Raw genomic sequence first — 16,872 nt, forward strand, 5'->3', positions numbered from 1 at the left:
ATCCGCGACTACCTCAAGCGCGTGACCGCGGAGCTCGTCAGCACCCGTACCCGGCTGCGCGCCGCCGAAGAGGAGGCGGAGGCAGCCCGGGAGCCGATCGCCATCGTCTCGATGAGCTGCCGCCTCCCCGGCGGGGCCGACACCCCCGAGGCGCTCTGGAAGCTCCTGGAGTCCGGCACCGACGTCGTCTCCGCGCTGCCCGAGGACCGCGGCTGGGATCTGGAGGCGCTCTACGACCCGGACCCGGACGCGCACGGCACCAGCTACGCCCGCGAAGGCGGATTCCTCTACGACTGCGCGGACTTCGACCCGGAGTTCTTCGGGATCTCCCCGCGCGAGGCCCTCGCCATGGACCCGCAGCAGCGGCTCCTCCTGGAGACTTCCTGGGAGGCCCTGGAGCGGGCAGGTCTCGATCGCGAGGCCGTGTGCGACAGCCGTACGGGCGTGTACGCGGGCGTGATGTACGACGACTACGGCGCCCGTGTCCCGCACGTCCCCGGCGGCCGCATGCCCGAGGGCCTTGAGGGCTACCTCGTCAACGGCAGCGCCGGCAGCGTCGCCTCCGGCCGGATCTCCTACACCTTCGGCCTGCGCGGCCCCGCCGTCACCGTCGACACCGCCTGCTCCTCCTCGCTCGTCGCCGTCCACCTGGCCGCGCAGGCCCTGCGCGCGGGGGAGTGCGACCTCGCGCTCGCGGGCGGCGCGACCGTCCTGTCCACGCCGACGATGTTCATCGACTTCTCCCGGCAGCGCGGGCTCGCCGCGGACGGCCGCTGCAAGGCGTTCGCCGAAGGCGCCGACGGCACCGGCTTCGGCGAGGGCGCCGGCATGCTGCTGCTCCAGCGGCTCTCCGACGCCCGGCGCGAAGGCCGTACCGTCCTGGCCGTCATCCGGGGTTCCGCCGTCAACCAGGACGGCACCGGAGCGGGCCTCACCGCCCCCAACGGCCCCGCCCAGCAGCGGGTCATCCGCGCCGCCCTCGCCAGTGGCCGGCTCACCGCCGACCAGGTCGACGCCGTCGAGGCACACGGCACCGGCACCAGGCTCGGCGATCCCATCGAGGCACAGGCCCTGCTCGCCACGTACGGCCAGGGCCGGCCGGCCTCCTCGCCGCTGCTGCTCGGCTCCCTCAAGTCCAACATCGGGCACACACAGGCCGCCGCGGGCGTCGCGGGCGTCATCAAGACCGTGCTGGCACTGCGGCACAGCGCCCTGCCCCGGACCCTGCACGCGGACGCGCCGTCCACCCGGATCGACTGGTCGGCCGGCGCGGTCTCGCTCCTCACCGAGCACACCCCGTGGCCCGAGCGGCCGGGGGAGCCCCGCCGGGCCGGCGTCTCCGCGTTCGGGGCCAGCGGCACCAACGCCCACGTCATCCTGGAGGAGGACCGGACACCGGCCGAGCCACCGGCCGGGCCCGCACCGACCGGGCCGCCTGCCGTCCCCGCACCCGCCGTCCCCGAGCACGGGCAGGACCCGACGGCCCACCCGGTCTCCGGCAGCCTCGCCTGGGCCCTTTCCGCCCGCGACGGGGTCGCCCTGCGCGCCCAGGCGCGGCGGCTCGCCGGCCACCTCGCCGCCGCCGACCGCGCCGGGAACCCGGCGGACCCGGCCGCCGTGGCCTCCGTACTCGCCCATTCCCGAACCGCGTTCCCCCAGCGCGCCGTGGTGCTCGGCGCGGATGCCGGCGAACTGCTGCGCGGAGTCGAGGCCCTGGCCGCCGGAGAGGGCACAGACCCGGCCCGCGTGGTCACCGGCCGCGCGGCCACCGGCCGCCGCACCGCCTTCCTCTTCACCGGCCAGGGCAGCCAGCGCCCCGGCATGGGCCGCGAACTCTACGATTCCCAGCCGGTGTTCGCCCGCAGCCTCGACGAGATCTGCGCCGCGTTCGACCCGCACCTGCGGCGTCCGCTGCGCGAGGTGATGTTCGCCGAGCCCGGCTCCGCCGATGCCGCGCTGCTCGACCGCACCGAGTACACCCAGCCCGCGCTGTTCGCGCTGGAGGCCGCCCTCTACGCCCTCGTCACCTCCCGGGGCCTGCACCCGGAGGCCGTGGCCGGGCACTCCGTCGGTGAGATCACCGCCGCCCACGTCGCCGGCGTGCTCACCCTCGCCGACGCGGCCCGCCTGGTCGCCGCCCGGGGCCGCCTCATGGGCGAGCTGCCGGGGGGCGGCGCCATGGGCGCCATCGCCGCGAGCGCGGAGGAGATCGAGCCCCAGCTCGTCGGCCGCGAGGGCGAAATCGCCCTCGCCGCCGTCAACGGACCCGACGCCGTCGTCGTCGCCGGGGACGGGGACGCCGTCGGCGAACTGGTCGAGCACTGGAAGAGCCGCGGTCGAGCCGCCAAGCTCCTGAAGGTCAGTCACGCCTTCCACTCGCCGCACATGGACGGCATGTTGACACAGTTCGAAACGATCGCTCGCGGTCTCGAATACGGACTGCCCAAGATTTCTGTCATGTCGAACCTGACCGGAGAGATCGCGGAAGGCGACGTGCTGGGCGCGGACCACTGGGTCCGCCACGCGCGCCGCCCTGTGCGGTTCCTCGACGGTCTGCGCGCCCTGCGCGCCGAAGGCATCGACACCTTCGTCGAACTCGGTCCCGAAGCCGTGCTCACCGCGATGAGCCGCGCCGTCCTCGATACCGACGAGCCGGACCGGCGGCAGACGGGCCCGGCCGCCGTCGCCTTCTCCGTACTGCGCAGGGGCCGCCCCGAGGCCACCGCCTTCGAGCAGGCCATGGCCACCGCCCACGTGCACGGCCTGCCCGTGGCCACCGCCCCCGCGCCGAGCCCCGGTACCGGCACCGCCCTGGCCGCCCAACTGCCCACGTACGCCTTCCAACGCAGCCGCTACTGGCTCGACGCCCCGGCCCCGCAGGCCCCGCTGGACGCCGCCGGCCTCTCCCCGGCCGGCCACCCCCTGCTGGCCGCCGTCGTCGAACTCCCCGACGCCGGGGGCACCGTGTGGACGGCCACCCTGTCCACCCGCACCCACCCGTGGACCGCCGACCACACCCTCGCGGGCCGTCCGGTGCTCCCCGGCACCGCCCTCCTCGAACTCGCCCTGACCGCCGCCGGCGAGGACGGTGTCGCGGAACTCGCCTTCGAGAACCCACTCGCACTGCCCGAGGACGCGCCCGTACGGCTGCGCCTGTGGCACGGCCCGGCCGCCGCCGACGGCACCCGGCCGGTCGCCGTCCACTCCGCTCCGGCCGGTGACCGGGCCGACGACCCCGCCGACGACGGCTGGACCCTGCACGCCACCGGCCGCACCGAGCCCGCCGCCCCGCCCGCCGACGGCCCCGACCTCACGGGCCTGGCCGGCACCTGGCCGCCCGAGGGCGCCGAACCCGTCGCGCTCGACGGGGAGTACGAACGGTTCACCGAGGCCGGCATCGGCTACGGCCCCGCCTTCCAGGGACTGCACACCGCCTGGCGGCTCGGCGAGGACGTCTACGCGTACGCCGCCCTGCCCGAGCCCGAGGCGGCCGAGGCACCCGGATACGGGATCCACCCCGCCCTCCTCGATTCCGCCCTGCACGCCGTCACCGCCACCCGCGAGGACGCCCACGGACTCGTCCCCTTCGCCTGGACCGGCGTCACGCTGTACGCGGCGGGCGCCGACGCCCTGCGGATCCGGATCTCCCCGGCCGGCCCCGACGCCGTAGCGGTCACCGCCGCCGACCCCGGGGGCCGGGCCGTCTTCGCCGCCCGCTCCCTCGCCATGCGCCGCGTCTCCGCCGACCGGGCCACCGCCGACCGCGTCGCCGCCGACCTGCTGCGCCCCGACTGGCGCCCCCTGCGGGCCGCGCCCGCCGCCGGTGCGGCCACCGTCCGGGGTACCGACTGGTACCTCGTGGGTGACCACGACCCGGCCGTGGCCGAGGCCCTGACCGCCGCCGGCGCGCGCCCGCGGTACCGCGCCGACCTACCGGACCTGGACGACGTGCCCGCCGGGGACGGCACACCCGTCCAGGTGCTCGCCGACCTGCGCGGAGCACGGGGCCCGCACGAGGCAGGGGCCCGCGCCCTCGGACTCGCCCGCTCCTGGCTCCTGGCCGCACACCTCGCCGGGGCCCGACTGACCCTGCTCACCCACGGCGCCGTCGACTGCGCCGGCCCCGTTACCGACCCCGCGGCCGCCGCCGCCTGGGGCCTGCTGCGCTCCGCCCGGACCGAGCACCCCGGCCGGTTCGCCCTCGTCGACCTCGACACCGCCCCGGCCTCGTACGCCGCCCTGCCCGCCGCCCTCACCCGCGGCGACGCACCCGGCCAGCTCGCCCTGCGCGACGGCACCCCGCACGCCCCGGCCGCTGTCCGCGCCGCACCCGGCACCGCCCCCGGCACCGTCTGGAACCCCGAGGGCACCGTCCTGGTCACCGGTGGCACCGGCGGTCTCGGCTCCGTTGTCGCCCGCCACCTGGTCCACCGGCACGGCGTGCGCCGGCTGCTGCTGACCAGCAGACGCGGCCCGGACGCCCCGGAGGCGGCCCGGCTCACCGCCGAACTCACCGGGGCCGGCGCCTCGGTCCGCGTCGCCGCCTGCGACGCCGCCGACCGCGAGGCCCTCGCCGCACTCCTCGCCGGACTGCCCGCCGCCCACCCCCTGACCGGCGTGGTCCACACCGCGGGCGTACTCGACGACGGCCTGGTCACCGACCAGAGCGCCGACCGCCTCGCCGCCGTACTGCGGCCCAAGGCCGACGCCGTCCGGGTCCTGCACGAACTCACCCGCGACCGCGACCTCGACGCGTTCGTGCTCTTCTCCTCCGCAGCCGGATTCCTCGGCAGCGCCGGACAGGCCACCTACGCCGCCGCCAACGCCTACCTGGACGCCTTCGCCTCCTGGCGGCGCGCCCAGGGCCTGCCCGCCCTCTCCCTCGCCTGGGGCCCCTGGGCCGGCGAGGGCATGGCCGGCGAACTCTCCGGGGCCGACGCCGCCCGGCTCCGCCGCAGCGGGCTCGTCCCCCTCTCGCACCCCGAGGCCCTCGCCCTCTTCGACGCGGCCCGCACCCGCGAGGAACCGGTTCTGATGCCCCTGCGCATCGACCCCGCCGCGGCCCGCGACGCCGGCAGCGCACTGCCCGAGGTCCTGCGCACCCTCACCGGACCCGCCGCCCGCCGGCCGGCCGCGCGCACCGCACGGCCGGCCGCCGGGCCCACCGACGCGGAACGGCCCGCCGGGTTCGCCGACCGGGTCGCGGCACTGCCCCGCGCCGAACGCGCCGCGTTCCTCCTCGATCTCGTACGCACCGAGGTGGCGGCCGTACTCGGTCACGCCGGCCCGGCCGAAATCGTTCCGAACCGCAGCTTCAACGAAGCCGGCTTCGACTCGCTCACCGCCGTGGAACTGCGCAACCGGCTCACGGAGGCCACCGGACTGCGGCTGACCGCGACCCTGGTCTTCGACCATCCGACGCCCCTGGCCCTCGCCGAACACCTCGACGGGGAACTGCCGGGCGCCGAGGCATCCGTACTCGCCCTGCTCGACCAGCTCACCGAGGCCGCGAGCCGGGCCGGCAGTTCCCCGGACCTCGGAGAAGAGGCCCGGCAGACCATGGCCGACCGCCTCACCGCACTGCTCGCCGACCTCGGCACCGCCGCCGCGGACCCGGCCGGGCACACCCCGGATCCGGTCGCCCCGGACACCGGCGATGTCACCGAACTACTCCATTCCGCCTCCGACGACGAGCTGTTCCAGCTGTTCGACAATGACTTCCGCACTGCCTGAAGTCCGGCACCGACACCTCCAGGGGAGAGCTGTGTCTGCTAACGACACCCACAACGACGCCACCGGCAGCGAGGGCAGGCTCCGCGACTACCTGCGCCGTGCCATGACCGAGCTGCACGAGACCCGAGAGAAGCTGCGCGCGGTCGAGGAGCGCGGCAGCGAACCCATCGCGATCGTGGGGATGGCGTGCCGTTTCCCGGGTGGGGTGGGTTCGCCGGAGGGGTTGTGGGAGTTGGTGTCGTCGGGGGTGGACGCGGTGTCGCCGTTCCCGGGTGACCGTGGTTGGGGTGTGGAGTCGCTGTTCGATCCCGAGCCGGGGGTTGCGGGGCGTTCGTATGTGCGTGAGGGGGGTTTCCTTCACGGTGCGGGTGGGTTCGATGCGGGGTTCTTCGGTATTTCGCCGCGTGAGGCGGTGGCGATGGATCCGCAGCAGCGGTTGTTGCTGGAGACGTCGTGGGAGGCGTTGGAGCGGGCGGGTGTTCCTGCCGACTCGCTGAAGGGCTCCCGCACCGGCGTCTTCGTCGGATCGATGTACCACGACTACGGCACCGACCGGGCCGTCGGCGAGGACGCGGGCGGCTACGGCGGCACCGGCAACTCCGGCAGTGTGGTCTCCGGTCGCATCTCCTACGCGCTGGGTCTCGAAGGCCCTGCGGTCACGGTCGATACGGCTTGTTCCTCCTCGCTGGTGGCCCTGCACCTCGCCGCGCAGTCGCTGCGCTCGGGCGAGTGCGACCTCGCCCTCGCCGGCGGCGTCACCGTCATGGCCACACCCAGCACCTTCGTGGAGTTCTCGCAGCAGCGGGGGCTGGCGTCGGACGGTCGGTGCAAGGCGTTCGCGGAGGGTGCGGACGGTACGGGCTGGGCCGAGGGTGTGGGTGTGCTGCTGGTGGAGCGTCTGTCGGACGCGGTGGCCCGGGGGCATCGCGTGCTGGCGGTGGTGCGGGGTTCTGCGGTGAATCAGGACGGTGCGAGCAATGGTCTGACGGCGCCGAACGGTCCTTCGCAGCAGCGGGTGATCAGGGCTGCGCTGGCCAATGCCGGCCTGGGGACCGCGGATGTGGATGTGGTCGAGGCGCACGGCACGGGGACCCGGCTGGGTGACCCGATCGAGGCTCAGGCTTTGTTGGCCACGTATGGGCGGCGTCCGGTGGAGCAGCCGTTGTGGCTGGGTTCGTTGAAGTCGAACATCGGTCATGCGCAGGCTGCTGCTGGTGTGGGTGGTGTCATCAAGATGGTGATGGCGCTCCAGGAGGGTGTGCTGCCTCGGACGTTGCATGTGGATGCGCCGTCTTCGCAGGTGGACTGGGATGCGGGTGCGGTCGAGCTGTTGACCGAGTCGCGTCCGTGGCCGGAGACCGGGCGTTCCCGCCGCGCGGGTGTCTCGTCCTTCGGTGTGAGCGGGACCAACGCGCACGTGATTCTGGAGCAGGCTCCTGTGCCGGATGCGGTGGCTGAGCCGGTGGTTCGTGAGTTGCCGGTGGTTCCGTTGGTGGTGTCCGCGAAGTCGGCGGCCGCTTTGGAGGCGCAGTCTTCCCGGCTGCGGGCCCGGTTGGACGCGGATTCCGCGCTGCGTCCGCTCGATGTGGGCCTGAGTCTTGCCGCCGGGCGCTCGCACCTGGAACACCGATCGGTCTCCCTCGGGGACTTGAAGGTTGAGGGTGTGGCCGGGGCACCGGGTCGTCGGGTGTTGGTGTTTCCGGGTCAGGGGACGCAGTGGGTGGGGATGGGTGCGGGGCTGTTGGAGTCCTCGCCGGTGTTCGCTGCCCGGTTGCGTGAGTGCGCTGATGCGTTGGCGCCGTTCGTTGACTTCGATGTGGTCGAGGTGGTGCGTGCGGGGGGTTCGCTGGACGATGTGGGTGTGGTGCAGCCGGTGACGTGGGCTGTGATGGTGTCGCTCGCTGAGGTGTGGCGTTCGTTCGGGGTTGTTCCGGATGCGGTGGTGGGGCATTCGCAGGGGGAGATCGCGGCTGCCGCGGTGTCGGGTGCGTTGTCTCTTGAGGATGCTGCCCGGGTGGTGGCGTTGCGGGCGGGGGTGATCGGCCGTGAGCTGGCCGGACTCGGTGGCATGGCGTCGATTCCCCTGCCACTCGCGCAGGTCGAGGAACGTCTTGCCGGTGCCGAGTGGACGGGTCGGCTGAGTGTGGCCGCCGTGAATGGTCCGTCGAGCACGGTGGTGTCGGGTGACGCCGACGCGATCACGGAGATCGTGGCCGCGTATCAGGGCGAAGGGGTGCGGGCTCGTCAGGTTCCGGTCGACTACGCCTCGCACTCCGCGCACGTGGAGCGGATCGAGGCCGAACTCCTCGATGTGCTGGCTCCGGTCGCGCCGCGTCGTTCGGAGATTCCGTTCTACTCCACGGTGACCGGTGAGCTGGTTGATACGACGGTGCTGGACGCCTCGTACTGGTACCGCAATCTCCGTCAGACCGTCCGTTTCGAGGAGACGGTCCGGCTGCTCCTGGACCGGGGTTTCGGTACTTTCGTCGAGTCCAGTGCCCACCCGGTGCTTGGTATCGGTGTTCAGGAATGTGCCGATGCGGCCGGGCTCGATGTGCTGATCAGTGGTTCGTTGCGGCGTGAGGAGGGTGGCTGGGAGAGGTTCCTGACCTCGGCGGCCGAGTTGTTCGTCCGTGGCGTCGACATCGACTGGACCGCTCTCTTCGACGGCACCGGGGCCAGGACCGTAGACCTGCCCACCTACGCCTTCCAGCACGAGCACTACTGGCTGGAGAAGACGGCCGCTCCCGCAGCCGCCGCCGAGGCCTCCGGTCCCGAAGCCTGGCGCTACCGCACCACCTGGAAGGGCCTGAGCGCCAAGGACCCCGCCGCCCGCCTCTCCGGGCGCTGGCTCCTCGTCCTCCCCGAGGCACTGACCGGTTCCGCGGCCGCCGAGTCCGCCCGGCAGGCCCTGGCCGACCGGGGCGCCACCGTCGAGCCGTTCGCCGTGAACCCGGCCACCGCCGACCGGTCTCTGCTGCGGGCCCGGTTCGCCGAGTCCGCCGGCCGGGCCGGGACCGAGCCGCTCACCGGCGTGCTCTCCCTCCTCGCCCTCGCCGAGGGCACGCACCCCGACCACCCGGCCGTCCCGCTCGGCCTGGCCAGCACCCTCACCCTCGCCCAGGCCGCTGCCGACGCGGGCACCGAGGCCCGGCTGTGGGCCGTCACCTTCGGTGCCGCGGCCGTGTCGCCCGCCGAGACCCCGTCCCCCGTACAGGCCCAGGTCTGGGGCCTCGGGCGGGTCGCCGCCCTCGAACTCCCCGTCTGCTGGGGCGGACTCGCGGACCTGCCGGCCGACGCCGACGCCCGCGCCTTCCAGCAGCTGGCCGGCATCCTCGCCGCCCCGGGCACCGACGACCAGGTCGCCGTCCGCGCCTCCGGCACCTACGGCCGCCGCCTGATCCAGGCGCCCGCCGCACCGGCCGTCGCCGTGACCCGCCCGCGCGGCACCGTCCTCGTCGTCGGCGACATCGCCGCCGTGGCCGGACCCCTCGCCCGCCGCCTGCTGACCGGCGGCGCCGAGCGGATCGTCCTCGCCGGGCTCACCGGCACCCTCACGGACGAGACCGCCGGGACCGAAGGGCCGCTCGCCGGCCTGGCCGACCGCACCACCGTCGTTCCCTGCGCGCTCGACGACCAGGACGGGCTGCGCGCACTCCTGGCCGCGCACACCCCCACCGCCGTCTACGTCGCCCCGCCGACGACCCCCCTCACCCTGCTCACCGAGACCACGATGGAGGGCTTCGCCGCCTCCGTCGGGGCCAAGACCGACCTCGCCACCCGCCTCGACGCCCTGCTGGCGGACGCGGAACTCGACGCGTTCGTCGTCTTCTCCTCCGTCGCCGGTGTCTGGGGCGGCGCGGGCCAGGGCGGCTACGCGGCCGGTACGGCGTACCTCGACGCCCTCGCCGAGGGCCGCCGCAGCCGCGGACTGCCCGCCGCCTCCGTGGCCTGGACCCCCTGGCAGAGCGTCGCCGCCGGCCCCGCCGCCGAGCAGCTGTTCCGTACCGGCCTGTCCTTCCTCGACCCGGAGCGCGCCCTCGACGTGCTCGACGGGATCGTCGGACGCGGCGAGACCGGCATCGCCGTCGCCGACATCGACTGGGAGCGCTTCGAGCCCGCGTACACCGCCGCCCGCCCCTCGGCCCTCCTCGACGAACTCCCCGCCGTCCAGCGGCTCCGGGCCGCAGAGCGGGCCGCCGCGGACGAGCGGGACAGCACCGGCACCGGCCTCGCGGCCGCCCTGCGCGACAAGACCGACCAGGAACGGCAGCGCGAGCTGGTGCGCCTCGTGCGCACACACGTCGCGGCCGTCCTCGGCCACGCCACCGGCGACGGCATCGCCGCCGAACGGCCCTTCAAGGAACTGGGCTTCAACTCGGTCACCGCGGTCGAACTCCGCAACCGGCTCCGGGAGGCCACCGGCCTGAGCCTGGCCCCCTCGCTCGTCTTCGACCACCCCACCACCGCGGCCGTCGCCCGCCACCTCGGCGAGCTGGCCGGCGGGGTGCGGGAACCCGACACCGCGGCCCCGTTCGCCACCACGCCCGCCGGCGGCGACAGCGAGCCCATCGCCATCGTCTCCATGGCCTGCCGCTTCCCCGGCGGCATCAACACGCCCGACGAACTGTGGCAGCTCGTGACCCACGGCGGCGACGCCATCACCACCTTCCCCACCAACCGGGGCTGGGACCTCGACGGACTGTACGACCCGGACCCCGAGGCCCAGGGCCGCACCTACGTCCGCGAGGGCGGGTTCCTCCACGAGGCCCCCGACTTCGACCCGGAGTTCTTCGGGATCTCCCCGCGCGAGGCCCTCGCCATGGACCCGCAGCAGCGGCTCCTGCTCGAAACCTCCTGGGAGGCCTGCGAGCGCGCCGGATTCGACCCGAACGTCCTGCGCGGCACCCGCACCGGCGTGTTCGTCGGCACCAACGGCCAGCACTACATGCCGCTGCTGCAGAACAGCGAGGAGGACTTCGACGGCTACCTCGGCACCGGCAACTCCGCCAGTGTCATGTCCGGCCGCCTCTCGTACGTCTTCGGCCTCGAAGGCCCCGCCGTCACCGTCGACACCGCCTGCTCGGCCTCGCTGGTCGCCCTGCACCTGGCCGTCCAGTCGCTGCGCCGCGGCGAGTGCGGCATGGCCCTGGTCGGCGGTGCCACCGTCATGTCCACCCCGGAGATGCTGGTCGAGTTCTCCCGCCAGCGCGTCATGTCCCCCTCCGGGCGCTCCCGCGCCTTCGCGGCCGGGGCCGACGGCGTCGCGCTCGGCGAGGGCGCCGGCATGCTCCTCGTCGAACGGCTCTCCGACGCCGAGCGCAACGGGCACCCGGTGCTCGCCGTCATCCGCGGCTCCGCCGTCAACCAGGACGGCGCCAGCAACGGCCTCACCGCCCCCAACGGCCCCTCCCAGCAGCGCGTCATCCGCCAGGCCCTCGCCGACGCCGGACTGCGCCCCGAGGAGATCGACGCCGTCGAGGCGCACGGCACCGGAACCGAGCTGGGCGACCCCATCGAGGCCCAGGCCGTACTGGCCACCTACGGCGAGGCCCGGCCCGCCGACGACCCGCTGTGGCTCGGCTCGGTCAAGTCCAACATCGGCCACACCCAGGCCGCCGCCGGTGTGGCCGGCGTCATCAAGATGGTCCTCGCCCTGCGCGGCAGCACACTGCCCCGCACCCTCCACGTGGACGAGCCGACCCCGCGGGTCGACTGGACGGCGGGAGCGGTGTCCCTGCTCACCGACGACGTGCCCTGGCCCGAGCGCGCCACCCCGCGCCGCGCCGCCGTGTCCGCCTTCGGCATCAGCGGCACCAACGCCCACGTCATAGTCGAGGAGGCCCCGCGCTCCGACACCGCGGCCGGCCCGGCCGACGACAGCGCCCAGGACGGCGGCCAGGCCACGGACTGGTGGGACGAGGTCACCGTCCCGCTGCTGTTCTCGGCCCGCTCCGACTCGGCCCTGCGCGCCCAGGCCGCCCGGCTGCGCGCCGGGCTCGTCGAGCACCCCGGCATGCACCCCGCCGACGCCGGCTACACCCTGGTCGCGGCCCGCTCCCGCTTCGAGCACCGGGCCGCCGTCATCGGCGAGAGCCGTGAGGAACTCCTCGACGCCCTCAACTCCCTCGCCCAGGACCGGCCGCACCTGGCCGTGCTCCGAGGCACCGCCGGTCCCGGCGACCGCATCGCGTTCGTCTTCCCCGGCCAGGGCTCCCAGTGGCCCGCCATGGCCGAGGGGCTGCTCGACCGCTCGCCGGCCTTCCTCGCATCCGCGCAGGCCTGCGACGCCGCGCTGCGTTCGTACCTCGACTGGTCCGTCATGGACGTGCTGCGTCAGGTGCCCGGCGCCCCCGCGCTCAGCCGCGTCGACGTGGTCCAGCCCGTGCTGTTCACGATGATGGTGTCCCTGGCCGAGGCCTGGCGGGCCATCGGGGTGCACCCCGACGCCGTCGTCGGCCACTCCCAGGGCGAGATCGCCGCCGCGTACGTCTCCGGCGGCCTCTCCCTCGACGACGCCGCCCGGATCGTGGCCCTGCGCAGCCAGGCCTGGCTGACCCTGGCAGGCAAGGGCGGCATGCTCGCCGTGTCCCTGCCCGCCGAGCAGATCCGCTTCCGGCTGGCGCGGTTCGGCGACCGGCTCTCCGTCGCCGCCGTCAACAGCCCCGGCACCGCCGCCGTCGCGGGCGACCCCGAAGCCCTCCGCGAACTCCTGGAGGAGCTCACCGCAGAGGGGGTCCACGCCCGCGCCATCCCCGGCGTCGACACCGCCGGGCACTCCGCCCAGGTCGACGCCCTGAAGGACCACCTCATGGAGGTCCTGGCACCGGTGTCCCCGCGCACCTCGCAGATCCCCTTCTACTCCACCGTCACCGGCGGACTCCTCGACACCGCCGCCCTCGACAGCGCGTACTGGTACCGCAACATGCGCGAGCCCGTCGAGTTCGAGCGGGCCACCCGCTCCCTGATCGCGGACGGCTACGAGGTCTTCCTGGAGCCCAGCCCGCACCCGATGCTCGCCACCTCCGTGCAGGAGACCGTCGCCGACGTCGGCGGCCGGGCCGCCGTCCTCGGCACCCTGCGCCGGGAGAAGGGCGGCGCCCGCTGGTTCGGCGCCGCGCTCGGCATGGCCCACATCAGCGGGGTCGAGATCGACGCCGACGCCCTCTTCGGCACCGACTCCCGCCGCGTCGATCTGCCCACCTACCCCTTCCAGCGCAAGCGGTACTGGTACCACGCACCCGCCCGCCGCGGCGACGCCGCAGGCATCGGCATCCGCGAGGCCGGCCACCCGCTGCTCGGCGCCGGCGTCGAACTCCCCGAGTCCGGCTCGGTCGCCTACACCGCCCGGCTCGGCTCCGACACCCAGCCGTGGCTGGCCGACCACGCCCTCATGGGGACGGCACTGCTGCCCGGCGCCGCCCTGGTGGACCTCGCCCTGTGGGCCGGCCGCCAGCACGGCTGCGACCGCCTCGACGAACTGATCCTCCAGGCGCCCGTGGTCCTCCCCGACAACGGCGCCGTCGAGCTGAACCTGCTCGTCACCGCCGCCGACGACGACGGCAGGCGCACCCTCACCGTCCACTCCCGCGAGGCAGGCGCCGACCCGGGCTCCCCCTGGCGCCGCCACGCGGAGGCCGTCGTGGCCCCCGCGGAGGACGGACCCGCCCCCGCCGGCCCGGCCGTATGGCCCCCGGCCGCCGCCCGGCCCGCCGACACCGGCCCCGACGCCTTCTACGAACAGTTCACCGACCGCGGCTACGACTACGGCCCGCTCTTCCGGGGCTTCCGCACCGGCTGGGCCGACGGCACCACCGTCCACGCAGAGGTCGCCCTCCCACCGCAGGCCGGCGACGCCACCGCCGGCTTCGGACTCCACCCCGCGCTCCTCGACGCCGCCCTGCAGGCCATGAACCTCGGATCGTTCTTCCCCGAGGACGGCAAGGCCCGCATGCCGTTCGCCGTCCGCGGCGTCCGCCTGTACACCGAAGGCGCCGCCCGGCTGCGCGTCAGCATCTTCCCGGCCGGCGCGGAGGCGGTGCGACTGCTGTGCACCGACGACTCCGGCCGGCCCGTCCTCTCCGTCGACGAACTCGTCGTACGGACCGTCTCCGACGAACAGTTCGCCGTCGGCCCCGAGGGCCGCGCCAAGCGCAACGGCGCCCTGTACGAGGTCGACTGGCAGCCGCTGCCCGCCGCCCCGACCCTGCCCGTACGCCGGATCGCCGTCGTCGGCGACGACCACGCCAAGGTCGCCTCCGCGCTGGAGACCACCGGCACCTCCTGCGACTGGTACCCGGGCCTGGCCGAACTGCTCGAAGCCGCCACCGCCGGACAGGCGCCGGACACCGTCGTCGTCTCCATCCCGCACCTGCCCCGCCCCGACGCCGCGTCCGCGCACACCACCGCCCACCGGGCCCTGGACCTTGCCCAGACCTGGCTGGAACACGGCAGCGCCCTCACCGGCACCACCCTCGCCCTGGTGACCCGCGGCGCCGTCGCCGCGGGCGCCGACGACGAACTCGGCGACCCCGCCGCGGCCACCGTCTGGGGCCTGATCCGCTCCGCCCAGTCCGAGGAGCCCGGCCGCTTCACCCTGCTCGACGTGGACAACGACTCCGTCAACGGCACCGCCCTGGCCGCCGCCCTCGCCTGCGGCGAACCCCAGGCCGCCGTCCGCGGCACCACCGTCCGCGTCCCCAGGCTCGCCAGGCCCGGCACCGGCGCCGCCCTCGGCGACAACCTCGCGCCGCCCGTCGGCACCACCGCCTGGCGGCTCACCACCAGCGGCACCGGAACCATGGAAGGACTGCGCCTCGCCGAGGCGCCCGACACCCTGGGCGAACTCCAGGACGGGCAGGTGCGCGTCTCCGTACGCGCCGCCGGCCTCAACTTCCGCGACACCCTCATCGCCCTCGGCATGTACCCGGGCGAAGGCGTCATGGGAGCCGAGGGCGCGGGCGTCGTCACCGAGATCGGGCCCGGCGTGACCGGACTCGCCCCCGGCGACCGCGTCCTCGGCATGTGGACCGGCGGCTTCGGCCCGTACGCGATCGCCGACCACCGCATGGTCGCCCCGATCCCCGCCGGCTGGACCTACGCCGAGGCCGCGTCCGTGCCCGCCGTGTTCCTCACCGCCCAGTACGCCCTGACCCGCCTCGCCAAGGCCGCACCCGGCCAGAGCGTGCTGATCCACGCGGCCGCCGGCGGCGTCGGCATGGCAGCCCTCCAACTGGCCCGCCACCACGGACTGACCGTGTACGCCACGGCCAGCACCGGCAAGTGGGACACCCTGCGCCGTCTCGGCCTCGGTGACGGGGCGATCTCCGACTCCCGCACCGTGCGGTTCGCCGACGAGTTCCTCGCCGAGACCGGCGGCAAGGGCGTGGACATCGTCCTCAACTCCCTCGCCGGCGAGTTCGTCGACGCCGGCCTGCGGCTGCTCCCCGGAGGCGGCCAATTCCTGGAGCTCGGCAAGGCCGACGTCCGCGACCCGCGGCAGATCGCCGCCGACCACCCCGGCACCGTCTACCAGGCCTTCGACCTGGTGCAGGCCGGTCCGGAGACCGTCGGCGAGATGCTTCGCGAACTGCTCGCCCTCTTCGAGGCGGGGGTCCTCGAACCCCTGCCGCTGACGGCCTACGAGATCCGGCACGCCCGCGAGGCGTTCCGCACCCTCAGCCAGGCCCGCCACACCGGCAAGCTCGTCCTCACCCTGCCGCCGTCCTTCGGGCCGTACGGCACCGTCCTGGTCACCGGTGGCACCGGCACCCTCGGCAGCATTGCCGCCCGCCACCTGGTCGCCGAGCACGGCGTCCGCCACCTCGTGCTCGCCGGCCGCCAGGGCATCGAGGCCGAGGGCGCCCGCGACCTCGCCGCCGAACTGACCGCCCTGGGCGCCGAGGTCGCCGTACGGGCCTGCGACGCGGCCGACCGCGAACAGCTCGCCGCGCTCCTCGCGGACATCCCGCGGGACCAGCCACTGACCGCCGTGGTCCACACCGCCGGCGTCCTCGCCGACGGCACCCTGCCCACACTCACCCCGGAGGGCCTGGACACCGTCCTGCGCCCCAAGGTCGACGCCGTGCTCAACCTGCACGAACTGACCCGCGGCCTCGACCTGTCCGCCTTCGTCCTCTACTCCTCCTCCTCCGCGCTCTTCGGCAGCCCCGGCCAGGGCGGCTACGCGGCGGCCAACGCCTTCCTCGACGCCTTCGCCGGCTACCGCCGCTCCCTCGGCCTGCCGGCCGTCTCGCTCGCCTGGGGCCTGTGGTCCAGCAGCAGCCGCATGGCCGGACACCTCGACCAGAGCGGAATGCACCGCCGGCTCGCCCGCGGCGGCGTCATGCCCCTCACCGACGCCGAGGGACTCGCGCTCTTCGACGCCGCACAGGCCGTCGACAGCCCCCTCCAAGTCCCGATCCGGCTCAACCACGCGGCCCTGCGCGCCGCCGGACCCGTTCCCGCCTTCCTCGGCCCGCTCGTCGGCGGCACCGAGAACCGGACCGACCGGCGCGACCAGGACGGACCCGGGGAAACCCTCGCCGAGCGGCTCGCCGGCCTGGCCCCCCAGGAGCAGCAGGAACTGGTCCTGGAGACCGTACGGATCCACGCCGCGGCCGTGCTCGGCCACGGCGGACCGGAGGGCATCATCGTCGACCGGGCGTTCAAGGTGCTCGGCTTCGACTCCCTCACCGCCGTCGAGATGCGCAACAGGCTGGCCGAGGCCACCGGTCTGCGCCTGGCGGCCACCCTGGTCTTCGACCACCCGACCCCGGCGGCCCTCGCCGCGCACCTGCGCCGCGAACTGGCGCCGGAGGAGGGGGCCGCGTCCGCGGCCGCCCCGGCCCCGGACGCCCGCGGCACCTCCGTCATGGCGGAACTCGACCGCCTGGAGGTCCTGTTCGGCGCACTCGCCGGACAGACCGCCGACGGCACCGCCACCCCCGACGAAACGGCGCACAAGGAGATCGCCAACCGGCTCACGGCCCTCACCGGCCTGTGGGGCGGCATCGGCGGCGGCACCACGCATCCCGCGGACGCGAAGGCCGAATCGGTCGCCGAGTCCATCGAGGACGCCGACGACGACGAGATCTTCGCATTCATCGACGAGCGGTTCTGAACCGCACAGCACGTGAC

General features: G+C 74.7%; 1 protein-coding gene and 1 pseudogene. Both read left to right on the forward strand.

The annotated features are described in order from the left end of the window. Positions 1 to 27: 27 nt before the first annotated feature. Positions 28 to 5,733: pseudogene (locus ACIP89_RS33515) on the forward strand (SDR family NAD(P)-dependent oxidoreductase); the annotation flags it as partial. Continuing rightward, positions 5,714 to 16,855: an SDR family NAD(P)-dependent oxidoreductase gene (locus ACIP89_RS33520; protein WP_402118145.1), complete on the forward strand. Its 11,142-nt coding sequence runs from the start codon at positions 5,714 to 5,716 to the stop codon at positions 16,853 to 16,855. The pseudogene ACIP89_RS33515 and the gene ACIP89_RS33520, both read left to right, overlap by 20 nt. Positions 16,856 to 16,872 lie beyond the last annotated feature (17 nt).

The organism is Streptomyces sp. NPDC088730, from assembly GCF_044751215.1.
Lineage (GTDB): Bacteria > Actinomycetota > Actinomycetes > Streptomycetales > Streptomycetaceae > Streptomyces.

What these genes read in the sequence shown, in the direction of transcription:
- ACIP89_RS33520 (WP_402118145.1), top strand. Translation starts at nt 5,714, where the DNA reads ATGACTTCCGCACTGCCTGAAGTCCGGCACCGACACCTCCAGGGGAGA.